The sequence below is a fragment of the Sutterella sp. genome (assembly GCF_052272535.1).
In the GTDB taxonomy this organism is placed as follows: Bacteria; Pseudomonadota; Gammaproteobacteria; order Burkholderiales; family Burkholderiaceae_F; genus Sutterella.
In genome coordinates, this window is the sequence record NZ_DAVZJY010000003.1 from 1 (window position 1) to 23,802 (window position 23,802).

The following is a 23,802-nucleotide window of genomic DNA, read 5'->3' on the forward strand; positions in this document are numbered from 1 at the left end:
AGGCTAGTCAATAAAGGCTCTTTCAAGCCTCTGCCTTTAGGCAGGGGTTATTGACGTTGCTGAAACCTCTGCTTGGCGGCGCCTTCGGCGCCGCGGTTTGGCCCGACAATCCTATGCCCGGCGGACTACTTCTGGATGCTGAAGGCGCTCACGCCGAGCGTCTGGCCGACGGAGCGGGCCGCCTCGGCCGCGCGGTCGCGGGTCAGGCCGCCGCCGGCGACGACGCGCCAGAGCGCGCCGTCGCGCACGATGCGCACCGTATGCGCGTCGCCCGCCGCTTCAAGCACCGCCTGCGCATGCGCGGCGTAGCTCCTCGCGTTCGCCTCCTGCGAGAAGGAGCCGATCTGCACGCCCCAGCCCGCCTGCGGAGCGCTGATGCCCGCATTGGCCGCGGGAGCGGTCCACGTGGGTGCCGTGACCGGGGTCGAGTTCTTGCCCGTTCGCCACGACCCGGAGCGGATCTCATCCCAGGTGAGGCGCGAGACCTCCACCCGGGCGGTGCCGGCGCTCGAGTAGCCGAGCGTCTTCGCGGCCGCGTAGGAGAGGTCGATGATGCGGTTGTGCAGGAAGGGGCCGCGGTCGTTGACGCGCACGATGATCGAGCGGCCGTTCTCGAGGTTCGTCACGCGCGCGTACGAGGGCAGCGGCATCGTCGGATGCGCCGCCGTCGCCTTGTACATGTCGTAGATCTCGCCCGTCGAGGTCTTGTTGCCGTGGAACTGCTTGCCGTACCAGGAGGCGGTGCCGCGCTCGCGCAGCGGCGAGTCCGTGGTGATCGGCGTGTAGCGCGATCCGAGCACCGTGTAGGGCTTGTTCGCCGCCGTGCGGAAGGGCTCCACCCGCGGTTCGGCGCTTTGTGCTCCCGAGCCGGTGAGGACGGCGGGCGGCCCGTCGTTGCCGTAGTAGCGCGAGCCGGTGGAGCATCCAGAAAGAACAAGTGCGAGCGCCGCTCCGGCGATGGCGGTCTGAAGAATGAGTTTGCTGCGCCGCATGGTCCGGCCGCCTCCTAGTCTTTGGATTCCGCGGAGATGGAGAGCAGGATGCCCGTGCAGATGCCGAGAATCAGCAGCGCCGTGCCGCCGTAGCTCATGAAGGGCAGAGGCACGCCCACCACGGGCAGGATGCCGCTCACCATTCCGATGTTGACGAAGGTGTAGGTGAAGAAGATCACGCCGATCGCGCCCGCGAGGAGCCGTGCGTAGCGCGTCGGCGCGTACGCGGCGATGTAGAAGCTCCGGGCGACGAGCGCGAGGTACGTCGCGATCAGGAGCGCCGCGCCGACGAAGCCGAACTCCTCGCCGAAGACGGCGAAGATGAAGTCCGACGTGCGCTCGGGGATGAAGTCGAGGTGCGCCTGCGTGCCCTCCATCCACCCCTTGCCCGTGAGGCCGCCCGAGCCGATGGCGATGAGCGCCTGCAGGATGTGGAAGCCCTTGCCGAGCGGGTCGAGCGTCGGGTCGAGGAGCGTCATGATCCGCTCGCGCTGGTAGTCGTGCATGAGCGTCCAGATGAGCGGCAGCGAGAGGACGAGCAGGCACGCGCAGGCCACGACGAGCTTCATGCTCACGCCGGCGAAGAAGATCACCGAGAGCCCGGCGATGGTGACGAGCACCGACGTGCCGAGGTCGGGCTGCTTGAGAATGAAGGCGACCGGAAGGGCGAGCAGGGCGAGCGCGGCGAAGTGGTCCCACCAGGTGACGGCGTCGCCGCGCTTCCAGTAGTACCAGGCGAGCATCATCGGCACGGCGAGCTTCATGAGCTCCGAGGGCTGGATGCGCACGCCGACGTTGAGCCAGCGGGTCGCCCCCTTGACCGTGACGCCGACGACGGCCGTCGCGAGAAGCAGCAGGCACCCGATGATGAAGCACGGCAGCGAAATCCGCTCGATCCACTTCATCGGCACGAGCGAGACGGCGAACATGGCGGCGGCGGCGACGACGATGTTGCGGATCTGGTCCTCGATGCGCCAAGGGAAGGAGTAGCCCGCCGAGAAGAGCGTGATGAAGCCCGCCGTGACGAGGCACATCACGATGGCGAGCAGCATGATGTCGAAGCGCATGACGCGCGAAAGGAGCCACCGGCCCGAGAGCGCTCCGAGGCGTTCAAATTCGTTCTTCATCGCGGGTCACCTTGCGGAGGCGGAGCGCTTGGGCTCCTGCTTGGGCTTGACGAGCGGCACGCCCTTCGGGGGCGGCAGGCCGAGCGTGTTCTCTCCCGTGAGCCAGTAGTCCATCATCGTGCGCGCCACGGGCGCCGCGGCCCGCGCGCCGAAGCCGCCGTTCTCAACCAGGACGGCGAGGGCGATGCGCGGGTTCTTCGCGGGCGCAAAGGCGATGAAGAGCGCGTGGTCATGGTGCTGGCGCGCGACCTTCTTCTCGTCGTACTTCGCGTCCTGGGCGATGCTCACGACCTGCGCGGTGCCGGTCTTCCCGGCGGCGCTGTAGGGCGCGCCCTGGAAGACGGTGCGCGCCGTGCCGATGCGCGTCACGTCCTCCATGCCGGCGATCACGACGTCGATGTTGGCGGGCTTGAGCGGAATCCGTCCCTCGGGCTCCGCGTCGATCCGGCGCTCCTCGCCCGTCATCGGATCCTCGACGGAGGCGACGAGGTGCGGCGTCATGACGACGCCGCGGTTGGCGAGCGTCGCCGTGGCGTGGGCGAGCTGCAGCAGCGTGAAGGCGTTGTAGCCCTGGCCGATGCCGAGAGAAGGCGTGTCGCCGAGGTACCAGGGCTCCTTGATGCGCCGCTCCTTCCATTCGCGGTTGGGCAGGTTGCCCTGCTGTTCGCCCACGAGGTCGATGCCGGTCTTCTGGCCGAACTTCCACTGCCGCATGAAGTCGTAGATGCCGTCCACGCCGATCTGCGTGGCGAGCCAGTAGTAGTAGATGTCGGACGAGATGGCGATCGACCGGCGCAGGTTGAGCAGCCCCTTGGGCGAGCCCGTGACGTCGCGGAACTTGTGGTTGCCCACCTGGAAGACGCCCGTGTCGTTGAGCATGTAGTCGGCCGTCACGGCGCCGCGCTCGAGGCCCGCGAGCGCCATGAAAGGCTTGTAGGTCGAGCCGATCGGGTAGATGCCGCGCATCGCGCGGTTGAGGAGCGGCTTTTCGGGCGACGTGGTGAGGTAGTTCCACGAGTCCGGGTCGATGCCGCCCGGAAAGAGGTTCGGGTCGTAGGTGGGGAGCGACGCGAAGGCGAGCACGCCTCCGGTCTTCGGCTCGATCGCGATCACGGCGCCCGTTCTGCCCTTCATCGCCTCCTCGGCGACCCGCTGCAGGTTCATGTCCACCGTGAGCGTCAGGTTTTTGCCCGGGCGGGCCGGAACGAGGTCGAGCGTGCGCACGGAGCGCCCGCCCGCGGTGATCTCAAGGGTTTCGTGGCCGGGCGTGCCGTGCAGGTCGTTCTCGTAGCTGCGCTCAAGCCCCACCTTGCCGATCTCGCGCTCGCCCTGATAGAGCTCGAGGAGCCCTTCGGCCTCGAGGCGCGACTTGTCGGCGAGCGAGAGCGAGCCGACGTACCCGGTGATGTGGCTGCCGAGCGCCTTCAGGGGGTAGATGCGGTGCTCGCGCTGATTGAGCTCCACGCCCTGGAAGCGCCAGCGCTGACCGGTGAAGACCGCGGCCTCTTCGTCGGTGAGGTCGGTGCGGATCGGAATGCCGTCGTAGCGGTTGAGGTCCTCGCGCAGCCGCCGGAAGCGCCGTCTGTCCGCCGGCGTGATGGTGATGACTGCGCAGAGCCGGTCGATGAGCCGGTCCACCGGCTCGGCCGTCTGGTCGATCGTGATCTCGAGCGACCAGGCGAGGCGGTTGCCCGCGATCAGGGTGCCGTTGCGGTCGAAGATCAGCCCGCGCGAGCCCTGCGTCGTCGTGGTTACCGTGCGGTTCTGCTCGGCGCGCTGCTGATAGGCGTCCTGGCGGATGATCTGCAGCCAGGCGAGGCGTCCGAGGAGGATCGTGAGGCAGAGCACCACCAGGCCGAAGGCGAAGACGAGCCTGCGGCGGAACGGACCGACGTCCTTGTCGGCCTCCTTGAATTCGAGGGATTCGAGCGCCATCGCCTCAGTCTCCGTCGAGGCGGCGGGTCAGAGCGAAACCGCGCGGGATTCGCGCGGCACGAGGAGCTTCGACCAGACGGGCCAGATGAGCGTGCCCGTGAAGCTCGAGAGGAACCACTCCCAGCCCGGCCACAGGCCGTCGAACCAGAGGCGCACGAGCATCACGAGGACCTGCGAGAGCAGGAGGAGCGGCAGCAGGTGCAGGCTCTGCCCGACGAGGTTGAACCAGGCCATGCGGCGCGCGAGCGTCGTCGTGAAGTAGCAGAGCGTGACGAAGGCGAGCGCCTGCTGCCCGAGGACCGATCCGTTGATCACGTCCATCAGGATGCCGCAGCAGAAGGCGACGGTCATGCCGGCGCTCTCGGGCTGGCGCAGGGTCCAGAAGACGATCGTGAGCGCGAGGAAGTTCGGCATCCAGAACCACTGCGCCGTGGAGATGCTGAGCACGAACGCGGCGAGGAACGTGAAGAGCACCCACCAGCCGGACGCGGGGTGCGCGAGGCGCCCGGCGCCGGGTTCCTGCTCGAGCGAGGGGATGGATGAGTCGCCCTTCATCGACGGGACCTCCTTTCAAAACGCGAGGCGGGCGCGGTCTCATCGAGCTCCGCGGCAGGATTGGGATTGGTGAGCACGACCGTGGCGAACTGCACGCTCCCGAGGTCGGCGGCGGGCCGGGCCGTGACGCGCTGATAGGGTTCGCCCGGCTGGTAGCCCGCGCCGAGCACCACCGCGGCGGGAATCTGCTTCGGGAAGAGGTGGTCGAGCCCGGAGGTGACGAGCTCGTCGCCCGCGCGGATGTCGGCCGAGGGGAGCGCGAAGAGCACCGAGAGCTCGTCTTCGCCCGTGCCCGCGAGAATGAAGAAGGCGCCGGTGCGGCGGTTGACGACGGAGATCCTCAGCGTGTGGTCGCTGATGAGCGTCACCTCGGAGAGGCGGTTCACGACGCGCGAGACCTGGCCGAGGACGCCGAAGGGCCCGATCACGGGCATGCCGACGGCGAGGCCTTCGCGCGCGCCGATGTTGAGCTGGATGCGCCGCGAGAACGGATCGGTGATGCGGCCGATCACCTCGGCCGTGGCGACCTTGTCTGCGGTGCGCGGGACGGCGGAGATGAGGCGCCGCAGCGTCTCGTTCTCCTGCTGGAACTCCTCGTAGCGGGCGGCCTTGAGCTGCAGGAGCTGGTTCTCGTGCGAGAGGCGCTGCACCTCCTCGTTGAGGCGCCGCTTGCTCATGAAGTAGCCCTCGGCGCTCCCGACCCACCGCGCGGGCATGCCGATTGCCTCCACCACGGGGGAGGTGAAGCTCACGATGGTGCTCCGTACGCCGTCGAGTGCCTTGAGGCGGCCGTCCACGAGGATGGCCGCCAGGGAGAGCATCAGAAAGAAGAGGAAGCGCGCTCTCGCGGAGACGCCTTGACGAAAGAGCGGCGGCGCACCGTAGGCCATCTGCGGGATCAGCCGACGGCGAAGGCGGTGCGCAGCTTGTCCATGTTCTCGAGCGCGATGCCGCAGCCCTTCACGACGCAGTTGAGGGGCTCTTCGGCGACGTGCACGGGCAGGCCGGTCTCTTCCTTGAGGAGCTGGTCGAGGTCGCGCAGCAGCGCGCCGCCGCCCGTGAGCATCAGGCCGTGCTCGGCGATGTCCGCGCCGAGTTCGGGCGGCGTCTTCTCGAGGGCGTTCTTGACGGCGACCACGATCTGGTTGAGGGGCTCGGAGAGCGCCTCGAGGACTTCGTTCGAGTGCACGGTGAAGGTGCGCGGCACGCCTTCGGCGATGTTGCGGCCCTTCACCTCGATCTCCATCATCTCCGAGCCCGGGAAGGCCGAGCCGATCTTCTTCTTGATCAGCTCCGCGGTCGGCTCGCCGATGAGCATGCCGAAGTTGCGGCGGATGTAGTTGATGATCGCCTGATCGAACTTGTCGCCGCCCACGCGGATCGAGCCCGCGTAGACCATGCCGCCAAGGGAGATGAGGCCCACCTCGGTCGTGCCGCCGCCGATGTCCACCACGAGCGAGCCGGCGGCTTCGTTGACGGGAAGTCCCGCGCCGATCGCGGCGGCCATCGGCTCCTCGATCAGGTAGACCTCGGAGGCGCCGGCGGCGAGGGCGCTCTCCTTGATGGCGCGCCGCTCGACCTGGGTGGAGCCGCACGGCACGCAGATGATGATGCGCGGGCTCGGCGCGAAGAGCCTCGACGGATGCGCCATGCGGATGAACTGCTTGAGCATCTGCTCGGTGACGGTGAAGTCGGCGATCACGCCGTCCTTCATCGGCCGGATGGCGCTGATGTTGCCCGGGACGCGGCCGAGCATCTGCTTGGCCTGCTTGCCCACGGCGTGGATGGTGGTCTTGCCGTTGGGACCGCCTTCCTGGCGGATCGCCACGACGCTCGGCTCGTTGAGGACGATGCCCTTCCCGCGAACGTAGATCAGCGTGTTGGCCGTGCCGAGGTCGATCGCGAGATCGTTGGAGAAGTAGTTACGAAAGAATCCGAACATCGTTTTTTCGCTGTGAAATCGCCCCGCGCGGGCAGGCAGAAGACGGGCGCCCCAAGGCTTTGGAAGGCGCCGCACGCACAAACTACCAATGATAAACTAACTCACCTTCATCAAGGAGTTGCCCGCCCGGCGCCACCGGCGGGCCATGTGTGTTGGGTTGTTACGAGAACCCGCCCGACGGATCCCCTTCCGTCGTCCCCTTGATTTCATTCCTCCAGTTTCCTGAAGACGCCACTATGCCTTTAAGCGCTGGCGACATCCGCCGCATCGCAGATCTCGGCCGCATCGACATTTCTGAAGAGCAGATCAAAGTCATGCAGGACGAGCTCAATGACATTTTCCAGATGATCGAGGAGATCCGCTCCGTCAACACCGACGGCGTCGAGCCGATGCCCAATCCGCACGACGGCGTCGAGCGTCTGCGCGAAGACCTCGTCACCGAAGGCAATCACCGCGCCGAGAACATGAAGAACGCCCCGGAGCAGTCCGAGGGGTACTTCCTCGTGCCGCAGGTGATCGAATAACGCTCTCCGAGAAGAGATACGCCATCATGGAAAATGCATTCGTCTCCGTCGCCGAGCTCTCCCGGCGGCTTATGAACCGCGAGGTGTCCGCCGTCGAGCTCGCCCGCGGCTACCTTGAGCGCATCGAGGCGCACAAGTCCCTCAACGCCTTCCTCGACGTCCGTCCCGAAGAGACCCTGAAGCAGGCCGAGGCCGCCGACCGTCTCATCGCCGAAGGCAAGGCCGGTCCTCTCGCGGGCGTGCCGATCGCCCACAAGGACATCTTCGTCACCAAGGAGTGGGCCTCCACCGCCGCGAGCCGCATGCTCGAGGGCTACATGAGCCCCTTTGACGCCACGGTCGTGCGCCAGCTCAAGGCGGCCGGCATGGTCTGCCTCGGCAAGCTCAACTGCGACGAGTTCGCGATGGGCTCGGGCAATGAGAACTCCGCCTACGGGCGCGTGGGCAACCCCTGGGACGCCAACGCCGTCCCGGGCGGCTCCTCGGGCGGTTCGGCCGCCGCGGTGGCCGCCGGCCTCGCGCCGATCGTCACCGGCACCGACACGGGCGGCTCCATCCGCGAGCCGGCCTCCTTCACGGGCGTCACGGGCATGAAGCCCACCTACGGGCGTCCCTCGCGCCTCGGCATGATCGCCTTCGCCTCGTCGCTCGACACGGCGGGCCTTCTCGCGCACTCGGCCGAGGACTGCGCGCTTGTTCTCGGCTCCATGGTCGGCCACGACCCCTGGGACTCGACGAGCGTGGACATGCCCGCCGAGGACTTCACGCGCGATCTCGAGAAGCCCGTGAAGGGCATGCGCATCGGCGTGCCCCGCTCCTGGATGGGCGAGGGGCTCGACGCCGAAGTGCGCGCCTCGATCGACGCGGCGCTCGACTTTTACCGCCGTGAAGGCGCCGAGATCGTGGACATAGAGCTGCCGATGGCGAAGCTCGGCGTCCCGGTCTACTACGTCGTCGCCTGCGCCGAGGCGAGCACGAACCTCTCGCGCTACGACGGCGTGCGCTACGGCCACCGCGCCGCCGAGTACACCGACATCGAGAGCATGATGAAGCGCTCGCGCGACGAAGGGTTCGGCGCCGAACCGAAGCGCCGCATCATGATCGGCACCTACGTGCTCTCGCACGGCTACTACGACGCCTACTACCTCAAGGCGCAGCGCGTGCGCCGCCTGATCGCCCAGGAGTTCCACGAGACGTTCCGTCGCGTGGACGCGATCGCCTGCCCGGTCTCGACGGGCACGGCCTACGACTTCGGCGCCAACGCCGATCCGGTCTCGGCCTACCTCTCGGACCTCTACACGGTGCCCGCCTCGCTCGCCGGCCTGCCCGGCGTGGCGATGCCCTGCGGCATCCACTCGAACGGCCGTCCGATCGGCCTGCAGCTGCTCGGCGAGCACTTCACGGAAGCGCGCCTCCTGCAGCTCGCCCACGCCTGGCAGCGCGCCACCGACTGGCACCAGCGCCGCCCGGCGGGTTATTGAGAAACCGCGCGATCAGGAAAGGATGCTGTCAAAAATGAAGTGGGAAGTTGTCATCGGTCTTGAGACGCACGTTCAGCTCTCGACCCATTCCAAGATTTTCTCGGGCGCGCCCTGCCATTTCGGCGACGAGCCCAACGTGAACGCCTGCTACGTGGACCTCGCCCTGCCGGGCGCGCTCCCGGTGCTCAACCGCGGTGCGGTCGAGCGCGCGATCCGCTTCGGCCTCGCGATCGGGGCGCGCGTCGCGAACCACTCGGTCTTCGACCGCAAGAACTATTTCTATCCCGACCTTCCGAAGGGCTACCAGATCAGCCAGTTCGAGCTGCCGATCGTGGTGGGCGGCAAGCTCACCTTCGCCGTCGAGCCGAAGAACGGCGAGCCCTACATGAAGACGATCAACCTTACGCGCGCGCACCTAGAGGAGGACGCCGGCAAGTCCGTCCACGGCATCGTGCACGGCCACTCCGGCATCGACCTCAACCGCGCCGGCACGCCGCTCCTTGAGATCGTGACCGAACCGGAGCTGCGCTCGGCTGCGGAGGCCGTGGGCTACGCCCGCGCGCTCCACGCGCTCGTGGTCTGGCTCGGCATGTCCCGCGGCAACATGCAGGAAGGCAACTTCCGCTGCGACGCCAACGTCTCCGTGCGCCCCATGGGCGAGACGAAGTTCGGCACGCGCTGCGAGATCAAGAACCTCAACTCCTTCCGCTTCCTCGAGGAGGCGATCAACTACGAGGTCGAGCGCCAGATCGAGATCATCGAGGGCGGCGGCAAGATCGTGCAGGCGACGCGCCTCTATGACCCCGACAAGGGCGAGACGCGTCTGATGCGCACGAAGGAGGACTCGATGGACTACCGCTACTTCCCGGATCCCGATCTCCTGCCGCTCGAGGTGAGCGACGAGTGGATCGCCCGCGTGAAGAGCGAAATGCCCGAGTTGCCCGATGAAATGCGCGTCCGTCTGATGAAGGACTTCGGCCTCTCCGAGTACGACGCCACCATCCTCACGGGCGGCCGCGACATCGCCGACTACTACGTCGCCGTCGCCGACGGCGTGAAGGACAAGAAGATCGCCGCCAACTGGGTGATGGGCGAAGTCGCCGCCGCGGTCAATCAGACCGAGGGCCTCACCTTCGCCTCCGCGCCCGTCACGCCCGCGCTTCTCGCGAAGCTCATCGGCCGCATCGCCGACGGCACGATCTCCAACAAGGGCGCGCGCGAGGTCTTCACCGCGCTCTGGTCGGGCGAAGGCAAGGACGTGGACGCCGTGATCGAGGCGAAGGGCCTCAAGCAGATCTCCGACGCGGGAGCCCTCGAGGCGATCGTGGACGAGGTGATCACGAAGAACCAGAAGTCCGTCGATGAGTTCAAGGCCGGCAAGGAGAAGGCGCTCAACGCCTTGGTCGGCCAGTGCATGAAGGCGACGAAGGGCAAGGCCAACCCGGGCCAGCTCAACGCGCTGCTGCGCAAGCGCATCGCCGGCTGACGCTCCGCCGTCCGCTGAGGCATGAAGAAGCCCGGGGTCCCTCGAGGGGATTCCCGGGCTTTTTTGCAGGCGGCGCGGGGACGGTTCCACGTGGAACCGTCCCCGCGCAGAAGCCGTCCGGATCAGGCGCCGTAGCGTTCGCGGTAGGCCGCGACCGCCGGGCGGAAGGAGGCGACCGCCTTCGCCTTTTCGGACGGACCGTCCATGAAGGCGAGCAGGTCGTGCAGGTTGATGATCGAGGCGACGTGCAGGCCGAAGGTCTTCTCAACGTCCTGAACGGCGGAGCTCTCCGTGGGGGCGTCGGCCGTGCCGCCGCGCTCCTGGCGGTCCACCGCGATCAGCACGCCCGAGGGAACGGCGCCCGCGGCCTCGATGATCTTCACGGACTCACGCACCGAGGTGCCCGCGGAGATGACGTCGTCGATGATCACGACGCGGCCCTTGAGGGGCGCGCCCACGATCGTGCCGCCTTCGCCGTGGTCCTTCGCCTCCTTGCGGTTGAAGGCCCAGGGCACGTCGCAGCCGAGACGCGCGAGGTTCATCGCCACGCTCGCGGCGAGCGGAATGCCCTTGTAGGCCGGCCCGAAGATCATGTCGAATTCGATGCGGCCCGCGTCGCGCGCCGCCAGAAGCGTCTGCGCGTAGAAGGCGCCGAGGCGGTCGAGCAGGGCGCCGGTGTTGAAGAGGCCGGCGTTGAAGAAGTAGGGCGACAGGCGGCCCGCCTTGGTCTTGAACTCACCGAAGCGGAGGACGTCCGCGTCGAGAGCGAATTCGATGAACTGCTGCTTGGTCGTTTGCATGACAAGGGCTCGAAAGAACGTGGGGTTGAATGCGGCGGGCGGCTAGAATCTTCAGTCTTTTCCAACGGCCGAAGTCTGCGGATCGTCCGCAGCCCGCGGGAATGAATCCGGAAATTATAGAAACTTGTTCCGGCGCGGCCGGCCGAACTTCATTTCATCCTTCCGAGACGACGACCATGCTGCGCATCCTCACCTTCAACGCCAACGGCATCCGTTCGGCCGCCAAAAAGGGGTTCTTCGACTGGTTCGCCCGGCAGAACGCCGACGTGCTGTGCGTGCAGGAGCTCAAGGCCCAGGAGGCGGACCTCCCCGAGGAGATCCGCCGACTTCCGGGCTACCAAGGGTTCTTCCACTGCGCCAAGAAGAAGGGCTACTCCGGCTGCGGCCTCTGGACGCGCATCGCGCCGCAGGCGGTGCGTACGGGCTGGGGCGACGAGGAGTTCGACGCCGAGGGGCGCTACGTCGAAGCCGACTTCGGCCGCCTCACGGTGATCTCGGCCTACTTCCCCTCGGGGAGTTCGTCCGAAGAGCGCCAGGCCGCCAAGTACCGCTTTCTCGAGCGCTTCGCGCCCCATCTGCTTTCGCTCAAGGAGGCCGGCCGCGAGGTCGTGCTCTGCGGCGACGTGAACATCGCCCACCGCGAAATCGACCTCAAGAACTGGAAGGGCAACCTCGATCACTCCGGGTTCCTGCCCGAGGAGCGCGCCTGGCTCGACCGGCTCTTCGACGACATGGGCTGGGTGGACGTCTTCCGCCGCCTGGATCCCCGGCCGGAGCGCTACACCTGGTGGAGCCAGCGTGGTCAGGCGCGCGCGAAGAACGTCGGTTGGCGCATCGACTACGAGCTCGCCACGCCCGGCATCGCCGCGCTCGCCCGCGCGACGGACATCTACGCCGCGGAGAAGTTCTCCGACCACGCCCCGCTCTGGGTGGACTACGACGTCACGCTATAAGGACCGACGATTGTGATGAAGACGCTCGCCGACATTCTCTTCTCCCAGGGCTTCGGGACGCGCTACGACTGCCGTCAGACCGTGCTTTCGGGCGCCGTCTCGATCGGCGGGACCGCCTGCATGGACCCCGACCAGACGTTCGACCCCGAGGGGCTCGAGCTCGTCTGGCGCGGCCAGGTCTGGCCCGTGCGCGAAAAGGTCGTGATTGCCATGAACAAGCCCGCGGGCTACGAGTGCTCGATGAAGCCCTCGGCCCATCCTTCGGTGATGGGACTGCTGCCCGGCCCCCTCAGAAAGCGCGGCGTGCAGCCCGTGGGGCGCCTTGACTGGGACACGACGGGGCTCCTCATCTTCACCGACGACGGGGCGCTGCTGCACCGGCTCACGCACCCGAAGAAGCACGTGGAGAAGGTCTACGTCGCCCGGCTCTGCCGCCCGCTGACCGACGCGGACTGCGCGAAGCTCATGGCGGGCGTCGTCCTCGACGACGATCCGAAGCCCGTCGCCGCGAAGTCCGCCCGCATGCTCGCCCCCAACGTGCTCGAGCTCGTCATCTCGCAGGGCAAGTACCACCAGGTGAAGCGCATGGTCGCCGCCTGCGGCAGCCGCGTCGCCGCGCTCCACCGCATCCGCGTCGGGGCGTATTCGCTGCCCGAGGACCTCGCGCCCGGCGAATGGCGCTGGCTTGACGGCGCGCAGACGCTTCTCGGCGGAGGCGCGCGCTGATGGCGCCCGCTCCGGAGGCCGGGCGCCGCTCCGGGTGGCGTGTCTACGCCGAGCCCGGGGCGCTGCGCATGGCCGTCTTCGGCTTCAGCTCGGGGCTGCCGCTTCTCCTTGTGATCGGCACGCTCGGCTTCCGGCTGCGCGAGGCGGGCGTGGACCTGAAGACGATCGGGTTCTTCTCCTGGGTGGGGCTCATCTACGGCTTCAAGTGGGTCTGGGCGCCCCTCGTGGACCGCATGCCCATTCCCGTCTTCACGCGGGCGCTCGGCCGGCGCCGGGCATGGCTCCTCGCCGCGCAGGCGCTCCTCGTCTGCGCGCTCGGGGCGCTCGCCTGGCTCGACCCGCAGGCGGGGCTCGTCCCCTTCGCCGCGGCCGCGCTCCTCGCGGCCTTCGCCTCGGCGACGCAGGACATCGCGCTCGACGCCTACCGCATCGAGTCGGCGGGCGCCGAAAGACAGGCCGCCTATGCGGCGATGTATCAGACGGGCTACCGGCTCGGCATGATCTGGGCCGGGGCGGGCGCGCTCGCGCTGGCCGCCTGGGCGGCGCACGGCGCGCCGGGGTATCTGCCAGCGGCCTGGACGGCGAGCTACGCCGTGATGAGCGCCTCGGCGCTCGTGGGCGTTGCGGCGACGCTCCTTTCGCCCGAACCCACGGTTGCTGCGCCGCGCTGCGCCGCGGAACGTGCACCGGGATCCTGGACGGAGCGGCTGCGCCGGGCGCTCGCCGAACCCTTCCTCGACTTCTTCGGGCGCTTCGGCTGGATGTCCGTCTGCGTGCTCGCCCTCATCGCCACCTACCGCATCTCCGACGTCGTGATGGGCGTGATGGCGAACCCCTTCTATCAGGACATGGGCTTCACGAAGGAGCAGGTCGCCGCCGTGAGCAAGGTCTTCGGCGTGGTGATGACGCTGCTCGGGGCCTTCGCGGGCGGCGCCGCGGCGATGCGCTGGGGCGTGCTGAGGGTGCTCTTCGTCGGCGCGCTCCTCTCGAGCCTCACGAACCTGCTCTTCTCCGTGCTCGCCGGGATCGGCCCCGACCTCGCCTTCCTCGTGGTAACCGTGTCGGCGGACAACCTCGCGGCAGGACTCGCCAGCGCGGCCTTCGTCGCCTATCTCTCGGGACTCACGAGCGCGGGATACTCCGCCACGCAGTACGCGCTCTTCAGCTCCGTCATGCTGCTTCTGCCGAAGTTCCTTGCGGGCTTCTCAGGTGTGGCGGTAGAGACGCTCGGCTATTCGGGCTTCTTCATTGGCACGGCGGCCATCGGGCTGCCCGTGCTCGCGCTCGTCTGGGCCGTGATGCGCTTCGCGCCGCAGAGTGCCGGCGCGAAGCGGGGCTGAATCAGCGGCGGCCGGGGCGGTGCGCAGCCGGCGCGCGCCGTGCGGGCCGCTCCTCGCGCGCCTTGAAGCCGCGGGTGACGGAGGCGATTTCGGCGACGCTCTCCGCAAGATCCTCGGTCGCCTGCTTGAGGTTTTCAAGCGGGCTCTCGAACTCGAGCTCCTCCTTCACCTCCTGCATGTCGCCCGCAAGCTCCTCGGGCAGATGGCGCAGCACCCCCATGAGGGCGCTCTCAACGAGGTCGTTCTCCGTCTCGCGCAGGCCGGGCCAGCGGTTCATCGCCTCGAGGAAGCCCGCCGCGAAGGGCTCGAGCGCGGCGATCGCTTCGTAGCCGCCCAAGGGACGGCCGCGCTCGTCCTCGACGTCGTAGACGATCGGGTCGAGCGGTTTGCAGGCGGCGAGCGTGCGTTCGATCTCGCGGTAGCGCCGGTAGACGAGATCCTCGAGGCGCTCCTGCGCCTTCGGGTCGGCGAGCGCCGCTTCGGAGCGGCCCTCCTCGTCGAAGATGAGCGGCATCCAGTCGCTCGGCGCGACCGGTTCGGGGAGCAGCACGATCGCCGTGAGGAAGCCGTCCATGCGGTCGGGCTCCATCGATTCATAGGGCTCCTCGATGCCGGCGAGGAGTTCGCCGAGCTCGACGAATTCATCGTCGGAGAGCGGTTTGTCGTACAGATTGGTCATTTCGGGTCCTCGGGACGGCGTGTTCAGGATTGGGCTGCGGGCGTCTCTTCGGGCTGCGCGGCTGTCTTTTGGGCGAATTCGCTGAGCGCCTCGCGCACGCTCGCGGCGGTGCGGCGCCGCAGCAGCCCTCGGGCGAAGACCTCGCACTCCTCGGCGTTGAGCGCAAGCACGCGCTCCTTGACGGCGGGAATGTGCGCGGGGTCCATGGAGAGCGCCGAGCAGCCGAGGCCGATGAAGAAGGGCGCCATGTCCGCGCGGCCGGCCATTTCGCCGCAGACGGAGATCTCCTTGCCGGCGGCGGTGACGCGGCGGATGGATTCGGCGATGAAGCGCAGCACCGCGGGGTGGCATTCGTCGCAATAGCGCGAGACGTTCGCGTTGGTGCGGTCCACGGCGAGCGTGTACTGCACGAGGTCGTTCGTGCCGAGCGAGAAGAAGTCGAGAAGCGGCAGCAGGTCCGCGAGGACCGCGACCGCCGCGGGGAGTTCGATCATCCCGCCGAGCGGAATGTCGCTGCGGAACTTGACCCCCTCGGCCTCGAGTTCGGCGGCGGCTTCCTTCATGCAGGCGCGCACTTCATGCACGTCCTCCGGCGACGAGACCATCGGCAGGAGCAGGCGCACCTCGCCCGCGGTGGCCGCGCGCATCAGGGCGCGCAGCTGCTGGATGAAGAGCCGCCGGTGGGCGAAGGAGAAGCGCAGCGCGCGTAGTCCGAGCGCGGGATTGGCCTCCTCGTCCATGTCGCCCTTGAGAAGCGCGAGCGATTCGCGCGAGAGCATCTTGTCGCCGCCGAGGTCGGCCGTGCGGATGGTGGTGGTGACGCGTCCGCGCATGCCGCGGATCACGCGCTGGTAGGCGTCGAGCTGCTCCTCCTCGCCCGGCAGGTCCTCTCGGTTGAGGAAGAGGAACTCCGTGCGGAAGAGACCGACGCCGTCCGCGCCCGCCTTGCGCACCTCGGGGAGGTCTTCGGGGAGCGCAATGTTGGCGTAGAGCGCGACGGGCTCGCCGTCGCGGGTCACGGCCGCCTCGCCGCGCAGCTTCACGAGGCTACGCTTCTTCTGCCGGAGCGCACGCATGGCGCGCGCCGCTGCCTTGCGCTCCTCGTCGGAGGGCGAGAGGTTCACGACGCCCGCGTCGGCGTCCACGAGGATCTCGCGGCCCGTGCCGATGCGCTCGAGGGCGTTTTCAACGCCCACGAGCGTCGGGATGCCGAAGCTTGAGGCGAGAATGGCCGAGTGGCTCGTGACGCTGCCCGTTTCCATCACGATGCCGACGATGTCGAGGTCGTCGCGCTCGCGCAGCTGCAGCATGTCCGCGGGGCCGAGCTGGTCGGCGACGAGGATCACCTGGTCCTCGAGCTCCTCGGCTTCGAGGAGGCTCGTCGCGGAGCGCCGGCCGGCGAGCACGCGCTGAATACGCTGGAAGACGTCGGTGATGTCCTCGAAGCGGTTGCGCAGGTACGCGTCGCTGATCTGCTCGAAGTCGCGGCGGATCTGCTCGAGGCGCAGCGACAGCGCCCATTCGGCGTTGACGAGCTTTTCGCGGATGAGGCGCGCCGTCTCCGTGATGAGCGTCGGATCCTTGAGGATCATGCGGTAGACGTCGAGGAAGGCCGCGGCCTCGGCGGGCGCGTCGTCCTCGAGCGTTTCGGAGAGCGCCGAGAGCTGCTTGTCCACGGACGAGGCGGCCATGCGCAGGCGCTGCGTTTCGCCGCGCACATCCGACTGGTCGATCGGGAACTGCGGAATCTCGAGGTCGCTCGCGCTCAGCTGCAGGCCGATGCCGCGGGCGACGCCGGGGCAGACACGCAGGCCCTTGAGGCGCGGGGCCTCCTCGACGGGGGCGGGCGTCTCGACGACGGCTTCGGCCTCTTCAACCTTCTTCTCGTCTTCGGGATTCATGGCCTGCGTCATTCTTCTTCCCCGAAGCGGTTTTCAAAGAGCTCGACGATGCTCTCGAGGGCGGCCTTCTCGTCGGGGCCTTCGGCCGAAATGGTGAGCTCCGTGCCGCAGGGCATCGCCATCGTCATCAGTCCGAGAATCGACTTGGCGTCCACGGAGCGGCTGCCCGAAGTGAGCGTGATGCTGCTTTTGAAGAGGCCCGCGGTCTTGGCGAGCAGGGCGGAGGGACGGGCGTGCAGCCCGAGCTTGTTGCGGATGGTGAGCGTCTGCTGAAGCATGGGGGAGGGTCAATCGCAGCGGTCGATGAGCGAGCTGAGGCTTGCGCGTGCAGCGGCTTCGGCCATCGTGGCGACGCGGCCGGCGGGAACGTCGGGCGCGGCGGAGAGTGCGGAGACGATCGCGGGGAGATTGGTGCCGCTCACGACGTAGACGCGCCCGTCCTCAAAGAGCTGCCGTGCGATGTTGCCCGGCGTCGCGCCCGTGAGGTCGGTGAAGACCACGACGCCGTCGGCGTGCGCGAGCAGCTCGCCGATCAGCCGGCGCGCGTACGCGACGCCCTCGGTCATGTCCACGCCGGCGGGAACGTCGTAGGCGAGCACGCGTTCGGCCTTTCTGTCGCCCGTCATGCTGTAGATGTGCTGGGCGCAGGTCTTGAACGCCGACGCGAGCGGGGCGTGGGCGATGATGCATATGCCGGTCGGCACGGTATCTGGCTCCGATACAATGAAATTTGCGTTCCGGAATATTATCATCAGAAATATTGACTCCGGAACAAATTGAGGACCGCAAACCGGTCTAAACGCAAGAGAAAGGTGGACGCATGTCTCTGATTCAATTCAGTTCGGTCGCTACGGGGCCCTTCATCCTCTTCCGCGAGACGGCCGAAAGGATCTTCAAGTCGATCAACGAGCCCTTCCGCGACGAAGGGGCGTTCGCCGCCGAGGATCTGCCCGACGTGCTCGCCCGTCTTGACGCCGCCGCGGCCGAGGACAAGGCGAAGGCGGCGGCCCTCGAAGCGGAGCGCGAGCGCCGGCTGCGTGAAGGCACGTATGACGACGAGATCCGTGCGCGCGAGGCGGACCGCGAGGAGGAGGAAAAGAACCGTCACCGCGAGGATGCGGTGCGGCTCTATCAGCGCATCGTGCCGCTCCAGGAGATGATCCGGCGCGCCATCCGGCACGACAAGCCCGTCATGTGGACGAAGCTCGGGCGCTGAGGCGCCGCCCTGCCGGTCAGCTTTTCCAGAAGGCGCGGGTGAAGAGCACGAAGACCGTGAAGATCTCGAGTCGGCCCGCGAGCATGAGGAAGGTGAGAATGCCGAGCTGCAGGTCGGTGAGTCCCTGGAAGGTCCCCACCGGCCCCACCGCGCCCATGCCCGGGCCGAGGTTCGTGATGCTCGCGATCGACGCGGAGCACGCTTCGAGGAGCGGGGCGCCCGTGGCGAGGAGCGCGAGGGTGCCGCCCAGCACCGAGAACGCCCAGAGGAGCGTGTAGGAGAGCACCGCGAAGGCGATCTTGTTGGAGATGTGCTTGCCGCCCACCGTGAGCGGCGTCACCGCGTTCGGATAGAGCAGGTGCGTGAACTCGCGCTGCGCCTGCTTGATGAGAATCATCACGCGGATCATCTTGAGACCGCCGCCCGTCGAGCCCGCGCAGGTCGCCACGGCCGAGGAGAGGAGCAGGACGACCGGAAGCCCGAGCGGCCACACGGACCAGTCCACCGTCGCGAAGCCCGTCGTCGAAGCGGCGCTCGTTACGGAGAAGGCGGCGTTCACGAACGCCTCGTAGAGGTTCGGATAGACGCCCCGCGCATAGAGCACGAGGGTCGCGAAGACGATGAGCACGGCGAGGAGCTCCACCCAGGCCTTCGCCTCGGGGTCGCGCAGATAGGCGAACGGGCTGCGGCGGCGCCAGGCGACGAAGTGCAGCGAAAAGTTGCACCCGCAGATGATCATGAAGACCACGGCGACGAGGTCCACCGCGTCGCTGCTGAAGTACCCGAAGCTCGCGTCGTGCGCGGTGATGCCCGAGAGGCTCACCGTCGTCATCATGTGCAGGATCGCGTCGCGCCAGTGCATGCCGGCGAAGTGGTAGGCGACCGCGCAGACGAACGAGATGCCGAAATAGATGAGGTAGAGCGCCCGGGCGGTCTCCGCGACGCGCGGCGTGAGGCGCGACTCCTTGAGCGGACCGCTCGTCTCGGCCTTCATGATCTGCGCGCCGCCGACGCCGAGGAGCGGCAGGATCGCCACGGAGAGCACGATCAGGCCCATGCCGCCCAGCCAGGAGAGGAAGCACCGCCACCCGTTGATCGAGTGGGGCAGGTGGTCGAGCCCCGTGAGGACCGTCCCGCCCGTGGTCGTGAGGCACGACATCGTCTCGAAGTACATCTCCGCGAAGCTCTTCCCGGGCATGTTGAGCAGCAGCGGAATCGTCGCGTAGGCCGCGATGAGCGCCCAGGAGAGCGAGACGAGCAGGAACCCGTGACGCGCGGTCATCTCGCGGCGGAAGGGCAGGAAGATGAGGAAGAGGAGCACGCCCGAGAGGGTCGTGACGCCCGCGCCCCAGAGGAAGTCCATGACGGCGCCGTCCACCTCGGTCCAGCTGTAGGCGGCCGGCGCGAGCATCAGCGCGCCGAACGCGGCGAGCACCGGGCCGAGCGCGTTGAGCACCGGGAAGAGCAGCACCCTGAGCGTGTTGAGCATTTCCGCCGGACCTTCCTCAGAAGAAACCCACGTCCACCGCGAAGAACTCCTCGACGGTGGGGATCAGGCGCCGGTTGGGCACGAAGATGATGAGGCGGTCCTCGGGCTCGACCTCGAAGTCGAAGTCCGAGAGGAGCACCTTCGTCTCATCGCCGTCGCCGCGGATGAGCGCCGCGACGGTGCACCCCGCGGGGAGTTTGAGCGCGTTGAGCTTCCGGCCGACCACGCGCGAGCTCGAGCGGGTGCCGTGCGCGACGAACTCGATCGCTTCGGCGACGCCGTGGCGCAGCGAGTAGGCCGCGGTGACGTCGCCGCGGCGTACGTAGCGGATGAGCTCGTCCAATGCCGCCTGGGTCTGCGAGACCGTGACGTCGATGCGCGAGCCCTCGATCAGCTCGCCGTAGATGCGGCGGTTGACGAGCGCGATCGTGCGCTTGGCGCCGAGCTTCTTGGCGAGCAGTGCCGAGAGGATGTTGTTTTCATCGTCGTCCGAGAGCGAAATGAAGAGGTCGCAGCTCTCCACGCCCGCCGAGAGGAGCGTGTCCTCGTCGTCGAAGTCGCCGTCGAGCACCATTGCGCGTCCCTCGAGCTCGAGGGCGAGGTTTTCGGCGTCCCGGCGGTTCGCCTCGATCACGCGGATCGAGGTCGGTGCGGCGCCCGTGAGCTCGTCGCCCTCGGTGAGCGCCCGCACGATGCCGGAGCTCATCGCGGGGCTGCCCGCGATGATGAGGCTGCGCGTCGCGCTCGCGCGCCGGCGCATCTGCGTGGTGACGAGCCGCGCGTGGCGCGTGTCGGCGACGAAGATCACCTCGTCGCCCGCCTCAATCAGCGTGCGCGCATTGATCGAGAGGCACTGGTTGCGCCGGAAGAGCGCGGCGATGCGCGCGCAGGCGTGGGGGATGTGCGCATTGAGCTCGCTGATGGGGCCGCCCACCATGGGGCTGCCCTCCTGCGCCTTGACGGCGATGAGGCTCACTCGGCCGTCGGCGAACTCCTGCACCTGCAGCGCTTCGGGGATGTCGATGAGCTTCACGAGGTAGTGCGTGAGCGCCAGCTCGGGCCAGATGATGGTGGTCGCGCCGAAACCCTCCTCCTTGAGCAACCGCGGGTAGCCGCGCAGCTCCTCGTTGCGCACACGCGCGATGCGCGTCGGGATGTTGAAGATCCGCGAGGCGAGCAGGCACACGGCGAGGTTTGTCTCGTCGCTTGAGGTGACGGCGATCAGGATGTCGGTGTCGCTCGCCGAGGCCTCCTCGAGAAGCTTCGGCGAGAGTGCGTCGCCCACCATGCCGCGCAGGTCGAAGCGCGACTGCAGATAGCTGATGTTTTCCGAATGCTGGTCGACGACGGTGATGTCGTTCGCTTCGGAGACGAGGCTTTCGGCGACGGAGCTGCCGATTCGGCCTGCGCCGATGATGAGGATCTTCATGAAAGAAAAGCGCCGGCCGTCCTTGGAGGAGGAGGCCGGCGGCCGGCGGGTCGTCTACTTGTCGTTGAGGAAGTTGTCGAGCGTTGATCCGGTCGGGAGGCCGATGGCGCTGGCGCGTTCCGGGTCCGTGCTCTTTGAGGCGGCCCGGCTGCCCGCAGGGGGCAGGGACACCTCCGGACCGTCCAGCGGCCGCACCACCCGCACCTCCGTATTCCCGGACTGCGCGGAGGCGCGTGAGCCGCCCGTGCGCTCCGCCCGGCTGCGGGCCTCCTTGCGCAGTTCGTCGATGTTGAGGTCGAGCGCCCGGAGCTTGCGGTAGAGGTGCGTGCGCTCCATGCCGGCGTGGCGCGCGAGGTCCGCCATCGACTGGTGGATGTGCATGAGCACCGAGCGGAAGTAGGCGCGCTCGAACTCGAAGAGCACTTCGCGGTAGGGGCGGTTGAAGTCGAGCGTGAGGCCGTACTCCTTGATTTCGAAGACGGGCATGCGCAGGCGCGGCAGATCCGAGCGGCGGCGGGCGCGCTTGTTCTGCTGCTCCTCGGCGCGTGCGCGCTGGAGCATGGCCCACTTCGCGAGCGAGCGCTGAATCGAGTCGAGCAGGAGCCTCAGGGAGATCGGCTTTTCGATGAATTCGATCGCGCCGTTCTCAAGGGCCTGGTTCGCCTGTTCAAGGGAGCCGTGGCCGGACATGATGATGACGGGGAAGTCGAGCCTTCCGGCGTACTTCCACTCCTTGAGCAGCGTCAGACCGTCCGTGCCCGGCATCCAGATGTCGAGCAGGACCAGGTCGAAGTGACGTTCGGCGACGAGCTTGCGCGCCTCATCCGCATCCGCAGCGGCGGCGATGCGGTAGTTGTTTTCGATCAGAATTTCCGAAAGGATCTTCCGGATGCCGATCTCGTCGTCGACGATGAGGATTTCCGTCATGTTGCTTTGCTGTCGTCAGTGGGCGCCTGCGCCGCATTCCGAGGCTGGATTCCCCCAGGGGCGAGGTGTTCAAAAAGGATGTCGATCTGAGCGCCGAGAATGAGCACGCCCGTCGGATCCGTTCTGTTCGAGAGGCGGATGACTGCACGATGCTCGTCAAGAATCTTCTTGACCATGGGCAGGCCGAGGCCGGTGCCGGTGGGCTTGGTCGTGACGTAGGGCTCGAAGGCGCGCGCAAGAATATTTTCGCCGAAACCTATGCCGCTGTCATGCAGGTGCAGCCGCACGGCGCTCATCTCCCGCTCCGTCTTGATGCAGCGCGTCTCGATGACGATCTTCGGATCGCTGCCCTCGGCGGCGTCGACGCTGTTGGAAATCAGATTATGCAGTACCTGCCGGAGCTGCGCCGGATCGCCCTCGATGAGGGGAATGGACTTTTCCAGATCAAGCCGCAGGTCGATGCCGGCCTCATGGTAGAGCTGCGCGATGCCGAGAAGGAATTGGTTGAGGTCGAGCGGAGCGAGCTTCGCCTCGGGGAGCTTTGCGTACGCGCGGAAGTCGTTCACCATTTGCTTGAGTGCGTCCACCTGAGTCGTGATGGTGTTCACGGTGCGCTCGAGCATCTCCGCGTCCTTGTCGTCGGTGAGCTTGGGCTCGAGCCGGTAGACGAGCCGCTCGGCGGCGAGTTGGATCGGCGTGAGCGGATTCTTGATCTCGTGGGCGAGGCGGCGCGCGACTTCGCCCCAGGCGGTGGCGCGCTGCGCCTCGATGAGCTTCGAGACGTCGTCGAAGACCACGATCAGGCCCGAGCCGTCCTTGCCGAAGGGCATCTTCGAGATCTTCAGGTAGAGCGGCACGGTCTCCTCGCCCCGCTCGAGTTGGAATTCAAAGCCCGCGGTGTTCGAGTCCGGGCCGAACCCGAGGGAGAGCTGGGCGTTCCTCACCGCCGAGAAGAGCATCGGCTCGGCGTCGCTGAAGGACGCGCCGGCCGTGCACGTGCGCTCGCCGAGGATCCCGCGGGCGGCGTCGTTGGCGGTGACCACCCGGTCGTCGCGGTCGAGCACGACGACCCCGGAGGAGATGTTGGCGAGCACGCGCTCGAGGTAGGCCTGCGCCTGTTCGGCGCTGCGGCGCTGCTCGTCGATGATGCGCCGCGACTCGGCGAGCTCGCGGATCATCTGATTGAAGGACTGCGTGAGGACGTTGATCTCGCCGTTACCGGTGAACTCCTTGATCGGCTGGAAGTTGCCGTCGGCGACGCGCCGCGTGCCCTGTTCGAGCTGCAGCACCGGCGCGACCGTGCGGCGCGCGAAGGCGAGCGAAACGGCGAAGGCGCCGAGCGCGCCGAGGAGCATCACGAGGAAGAGCGTGCTCGCGTAGACGCTCTGGAGCGAGGCGCGCGAGAGCACGAGCGTCTGGTAGTCGCGGTAGCCCGCGACGAGCACGGCGGCGTTCTGCGCCGTCTCTTCGGCGACGGGCTGGATGATCTGCAGGTAGAGCTGCTGGCGGCGCATCTCAAGACCCGGCGTGCTCGTGAGCGGCACCGCGGCGGCGCCCCCCGTCGTCCGGTCATCGTTCTCCGGCGTGTTCTGGATGGGGACGATCACGCGGATGGAGAGCTTCCCTGAGCGCAGCGCGTCGTAGTTCTCAAAGTCGCCGTCGATCACGCTGTAGATGCCCGCCGTCTTCACGAGCTGGATCTGCGACGAGGTGGGCAGATCGGGCATGAGCACGTTGATGCGCGAGCCCGCCGCGGCGACCGCCGTGCCGTTGGGCAGGAAGACGAGCGCCTCGAGCCCGGGGCGCCCTTCGAGGATGTGCAGCAGGTCCGTCATGATGAGCGAGGCGGGCGTGTTGACGAGCAGACCGGCGATGTTGCGTGCGGTCGCCTCGGCCTCATGCTGCTGCTGCGTGAGCAGTCCCCGGGTGATCGTCACGCCCGAGTCGAGCGCCTTCTCGACGCGCACGTCGAACCAGGAGTTGATCGAGCGCGAGATGAAGACCGAGGAGACGAAGTAGATGAGCAGGCACGGAACGAGCGCAAGGCCCGCCGCGGAGAGCGCAAGGCGGCACGTCATGTGCGCGCCGAACTCGCGGTTGCGCCAGCGCTGCCAGAGCCGCAGCCCCATCGAGGCGACGATTGCGAAGAGCACGACGGCGATCGCGCGGTTGACGACGAGCAGCACCGGGAACCACCGCTCGAAGAGCGTGGAGTCCGAGCTCGTTGCGGCGAGCATGAAGAGCGAGATGCACGCGAGGACGAGCGAGGCAATGAAGAGTCCGCGCAGCCAGGACGACAT

At 67.6% G+C, this 23,802-nt stretch carries 22 protein-coding genes; 7 read left to right on the forward strand and 15 right to left on the reverse strand.

From position 1 onward, the window contains the following. Nucleotides 1-125: 125 nt before the first annotated feature. Genes ACT6Y9_RS00535 through ACT6Y9_RS00560 form a run of 6 tightly spaced genes read right to left on the reverse strand, consistent with a single transcriptional unit; the run spans nucleotide 126 to nucleotide 6,551 of the window. Complete coding sequence (locus tag ACT6Y9_RS00535; protein ID WP_443743139.1) at nucleotides 126-992, reverse strand: septal ring lytic transglycosylase RlpA family protein; 867 nt, start codon at nucleotides 990-992, stop codon at nucleotides 126-128. A 14-nt stretch (nucleotides 993-1,006) separates the two neighbouring features. Next, on the reverse strand, nucleotides 1,007-2,119 hold the full coding sequence (gene rodA / locus ACT6Y9_RS00540; protein ID WP_443743140.1) for a rod shape-determining protein RodA: 1,113 nt from the start codon (nucleotides 2,117-2,119) through the stop codon (nucleotides 1,007-1,009). 6 nt (nucleotides 2,120-2,125) lie between these two features. Next, a complete protein-coding gene (gene mrdA / locus ACT6Y9_RS00545) occupies nucleotides 2,126-4,054 on the reverse strand; it encodes a penicillin-binding protein 2 (protein ID WP_443743141.1) in 1,929 nt (642 codons plus the stop codon). Nucleotides 4,055-4,081: 27 nt separating this feature from the next. Then, entirely contained in the window at nucleotides 4,082-4,609 is a 528-nt protein-coding gene (mreD, locus tag ACT6Y9_RS00550) for a rod shape-determining protein MreD (protein ID WP_443743142.1), read from the reverse strand. Next, a complete protein-coding gene (gene mreC / locus ACT6Y9_RS00555) occupies nucleotides 4,606-5,499 on the reverse strand; it encodes a rod shape-determining protein MreC (RefSeq protein ID WP_295477061.1) in 894 nt (297 codons plus the stop codon). Before mreC ends, mreD begins: the two co-directional genes overlap by 4 nt. A gap of 8 nt (nucleotides 5,500-5,507) precedes the next feature. Next, nucleotides 5,508-6,551 carry a rod shape-determining protein gene (locus tag ACT6Y9_RS00560; protein WP_295477063.1) on the reverse strand — a complete coding sequence of 348 codons (1,044 nt, stop codon included), beginning with the start codon at nucleotides 6,549-6,551 and terminating at the stop codon, nucleotides 5,508-5,510. Nucleotides 6,552-6,787: 236 nt separating this feature from the next. Here ACT6Y9_RS00560 and gatC point away from each other — a divergent pair, with 236 nt between their 5' ends. From gatC to gatB, 3 genes are read left to right on the forward strand one after another with little or no spacing between them, the layout of a single operon-like run. Beyond that, nucleotides 6,788-7,075, forward strand: a complete 288-nt coding sequence (gene gatC / locus ACT6Y9_RS00565; protein WP_295477065.1) for an Asp-tRNA(Asn)/Glu-tRNA(Gln) amidotransferase subunit GatC — start codon at nucleotides 6,788-6,790, stop codon at nucleotides 7,073-7,075. Between the two features lie 26 nt (nucleotides 7,076-7,101). Continuing rightward, a complete protein-coding gene (gene gatA / locus ACT6Y9_RS00570; RefSeq protein ID WP_295477067.1) occupies nucleotides 7,102-8,556 on the forward strand; it encodes an Asp-tRNA(Asn)/Glu-tRNA(Gln) amidotransferase subunit GatA in 1,455 nt (484 codons plus the stop codon). A gap of 34 nt (nucleotides 8,557-8,590) precedes the next feature. Next, complete coding sequence (gene gatB / locus ACT6Y9_RS00575) at nucleotides 8,591-10,042, forward strand: Asp-tRNA(Asn)/Glu-tRNA(Gln) amidotransferase subunit GatB (RefSeq protein ID WP_295477069.1); 1,452 nt, start codon at nucleotides 8,591-8,593, stop codon at nucleotides 10,040-10,042. Between the two features lie 122 nt (nucleotides 10,043-10,164). On the opposite strand, the gene pyrE is transcribed toward gatB, so the two are convergent. Continuing rightward, nucleotides 10,165-10,842, reverse strand: a complete 678-nt coding sequence (gene pyrE, locus ACT6Y9_RS00580; protein ID WP_443743143.1) for an orotate phosphoribosyltransferase — start codon at nucleotides 10,840-10,842, stop codon at nucleotides 10,165-10,167. A 176-nt stretch (nucleotides 10,843-11,018) separates the two neighbouring features. On the opposite strand from pyrE, the gene ACT6Y9_RS00585 reads away from it, so the two are divergent. From ACT6Y9_RS00585 to ACT6Y9_RS00595, 3 genes are read left to right on the forward strand one after another with little or no spacing between them, the layout of a single operon-like run. After that, nucleotides 11,019-11,795: an exodeoxyribonuclease III gene (locus ACT6Y9_RS00585; protein WP_443743144.1), complete on the forward strand. Its 777-nt coding sequence runs from the start codon at nucleotides 11,019-11,021 to the stop codon at nucleotides 11,793-11,795. Between the two features lie 15 nt (nucleotides 11,796-11,810). Further along, nucleotides 11,811-12,521, forward strand: a complete 711-nt coding sequence (locus ACT6Y9_RS00590; protein ID WP_295477075.1) for a 16S rRNA pseudouridine(516) synthase — start codon at nucleotides 11,811-11,813, stop codon at nucleotides 12,519-12,521. Beyond that, the gene (locus tag ACT6Y9_RS00595) at nucleotides 12,521-13,861 is read left to right on the forward strand and encodes an AmpG family muropeptide MFS transporter (RefSeq protein WP_443743145.1); all 1,341 of its coding nucleotides are present in this window, start codon (nucleotides 12,521-12,523) and stop codon (nucleotides 13,859-13,861) included. The genes ACT6Y9_RS00590 and ACT6Y9_RS00595 overlap by 1 nt, the downstream gene beginning before the upstream one ends. 1 nt (nucleotide 13,862) lies before the next feature. Here the strand turns inward: ACT6Y9_RS00595 and ACT6Y9_RS00600 are convergent, their stop codons facing one another. From ACT6Y9_RS00600 to ACT6Y9_RS00615, 4 genes are read right to left on the reverse strand one after another with little or no spacing between them, the layout of a single operon-like run. After that, complete coding sequence (locus ACT6Y9_RS00600; protein WP_295477079.1) at nucleotides 13,863-14,540, reverse strand: YecA/YgfB family protein; 678 nt, start codon at nucleotides 14,538-14,540, stop codon at nucleotides 13,863-13,865. A 23-nt stretch (nucleotides 14,541-14,563) separates the two neighbouring features. After that, nucleotides 14,564-16,453, reverse strand: a complete 1,890-nt coding sequence (ptsP, locus tag ACT6Y9_RS00605) for a phosphoenolpyruvate--protein phosphotransferase (protein WP_443743146.1) — start codon at nucleotides 16,451-16,453, stop codon at nucleotides 14,564-14,566. Then, nucleotides 16,450-16,719, reverse strand: a complete 270-nt coding sequence (locus ACT6Y9_RS00610; RefSeq protein WP_443743147.1) for an HPr family phosphocarrier protein — start codon at nucleotides 16,717-16,719, stop codon at nucleotides 16,450-16,452. Before ACT6Y9_RS00610 ends, ptsP begins: the two co-directional genes overlap by 4 nt. A gap of 9 nt (nucleotides 16,720-16,728) precedes the next feature. Further along, on the reverse strand, nucleotides 16,729-17,145 hold the full coding sequence (locus tag ACT6Y9_RS00615; protein WP_443743148.1) for a PTS sugar transporter subunit IIA: 417 nt from the start codon (nucleotides 17,143-17,145) through the stop codon (nucleotides 16,729-16,731). Between the two features lie 116 nt (nucleotides 17,146-17,261). Here ACT6Y9_RS00615 and ACT6Y9_RS00620 point away from each other — a divergent pair, with 116 nt between their 5' ends. Then, nucleotides 17,262-17,657, forward strand: a complete 396-nt coding sequence (locus tag ACT6Y9_RS00620; protein ID WP_443743149.1) for a DUF1840 family protein — start codon at nucleotides 17,262-17,264, stop codon at nucleotides 17,655-17,657. A gap of 16 nt (nucleotides 17,658-17,673) precedes the next feature. Here ACT6Y9_RS00620 and ACT6Y9_RS00625 read toward each other — a convergent pair whose 3' ends face one another. From ACT6Y9_RS00625 to ACT6Y9_RS00640, 4 genes are read right to left on the reverse strand one after another with little or no spacing between them, the layout of a single operon-like run. Continuing rightward, entirely contained in the window at nucleotides 17,674-19,146 is a 1,473-nt protein-coding gene (locus ACT6Y9_RS00625) for a TrkH family potassium uptake protein (RefSeq protein WP_443743150.1), read from the reverse strand. A gap of 16 nt (nucleotides 19,147-19,162) precedes the next feature. Then, nucleotides 19,163-20,575 (reverse strand): Trk system potassium transporter TrkA, encoded by a 1,413-nt coding sequence (gene trkA / locus ACT6Y9_RS00630; protein WP_295477091.1) that lies wholly within the window; start codon nucleotides 20,573-20,575, stop codon nucleotides 19,163-19,165. A 54-nt stretch (nucleotides 20,576-20,629) separates the two neighbouring features. Continuing rightward, on the reverse strand, nucleotides 20,630-21,502 hold the full coding sequence (locus tag ACT6Y9_RS00635) for a response regulator (RefSeq protein ID WP_295477093.1): 873 nt from the start codon (nucleotides 21,500-21,502) through the stop codon (nucleotides 20,630-20,632). Beyond that, entirely contained in the window at nucleotides 21,499-23,802 is a 2,304-nt protein-coding gene (locus ACT6Y9_RS00640) for an ATP-binding protein (RefSeq protein ID WP_443743151.1), read from the reverse strand. Before ACT6Y9_RS00640 ends, ACT6Y9_RS00635 begins: the two co-directional genes overlap by 4 nt.

Excerpts from the sequence above, each read along its gene's own strand:
- pyrE (WP_443743143.1), bottom strand. The coding sequence starts at position 10,842 with ATGCAAACGACCAAGCAGCAGTTCATCGAATTCGCTCTCGACGCGGAC.
- ACT6Y9_RS00585 (WP_443743144.1), top strand. The coding sequence starts at position 11,019 with ATGCTGCGCATCCTCACCTTCAACGCCAACGGCATCCGTTCGGCCGCC.
- rodA (WP_443743140.1), bottom strand. The coding sequence starts at position 2,119 with ATGAAGAACGAATTTGAACGCCTCGGAGCGCTCTCGGGCCGGTGGCTC.
- ACT6Y9_RS00610 (WP_443743147.1), bottom strand. The coding sequence starts at position 16,719 with ATGCTTCAGCAGACGCTCACCATCCGCAACAAGCTCGGGCTGCACGCC.
- gatB (WP_295477069.1), top strand. The coding sequence starts at position 8,591 with ATGAAGTGGGAAGTTGTCATCGGTCTTGAGACGCACGTTCAGCTCTCG.
- ACT6Y9_RS00590 (WP_295477075.1), top strand. The coding sequence starts at position 11,811 with ATGAAGACGCTCGCCGACATTCTCTTCTCCCAGGGCTTCGGGACGCGC.
- ACT6Y9_RS00595 (WP_443743145.1), top strand. The coding sequence starts at position 12,521 with ATGGCGCCCGCTCCGGAGGCCGGGCGCCGCTCCGGGTGGCGTGTCTAC.
- gatA (WP_295477067.1), top strand. The coding sequence starts at position 7,102 with ATGGAAAATGCATTCGTCTCCGTCGCCGAGCTCTCCCGGCGGCTTATG.
- ptsP (WP_443743146.1), bottom strand. The coding sequence starts at position 16,453 with ATGACGCAGGCCATGAATCCCGAAGACGAGAAGAAGGTTGAAGAGGCC.
- mreC (WP_295477061.1), bottom strand. The coding sequence starts at position 5,499 with ATGGCCTACGGTGCGCCGCCGCTCTTTCGTCAAGGCGTCTCCGCGAGA.
- mrdA (WP_443743141.1), bottom strand. The coding sequence starts at position 4,054 with ATGGCGCTCGAATCCCTCGAATTCAAGGAGGCCGACAAGGACGTCGGT.
- ACT6Y9_RS00535 (WP_443743139.1), bottom strand. The coding sequence starts at position 992 with ATGCGGCGCAGCAAACTCATTCTTCAGACCGCCATCGCCGGAGCGGCG.
- ACT6Y9_RS00625 (WP_443743150.1), bottom strand. The coding sequence starts at position 19,146 with ATGCTCAACACGCTCAGGGTGCTGCTCTTCCCGGTGCTCAACGCGCTC.
- ACT6Y9_RS00635 (WP_295477093.1), bottom strand. The coding sequence starts at position 21,502 with ATGACGGAAATCCTCATCGTCGACGACGAGATCGGCATCCGGAAGATC.
- mreD (WP_443743142.1), bottom strand. The coding sequence starts at position 4,609 with ATGAAGGGCGACTCATCCATCCCCTCGCTCGAGCAGGAACCCGGCGCC.
- ACT6Y9_RS00560 (WP_295477063.1), bottom strand. The coding sequence starts at position 6,551 with ATGTTCGGATTCTTTCGTAACTACTTCTCCAACGATCTCGCGATCGAC.
- ACT6Y9_RS00620 (WP_443743149.1), top strand. The coding sequence starts at position 17,262 with ATGTCTCTGATTCAATTCAGTTCGGTCGCTACGGGGCCCTTCATCCTC.
- trkA (WP_295477091.1), bottom strand. The coding sequence starts at position 20,575 with ATGAAGATCCTCATCATCGGCGCAGGCCGAATCGGCAGCTCCGTCGCC.
- ACT6Y9_RS00600 (WP_295477079.1), bottom strand. The coding sequence starts at position 14,540 with ATGACCAATCTGTACGACAAACCGCTCTCCGACGATGAATTCGTCGAG.
- gatC (WP_295477065.1), top strand. The coding sequence starts at position 6,788 with ATGCCTTTAAGCGCTGGCGACATCCGCCGCATCGCAGATCTCGGCCGC.
- ACT6Y9_RS00640 (WP_443743151.1), bottom strand. The coding sequence starts at position 23,802 with ATGTCGTCCTGGCTGCGCGGACTCTTCATTGCCTCGCTCGTCCTCGCG.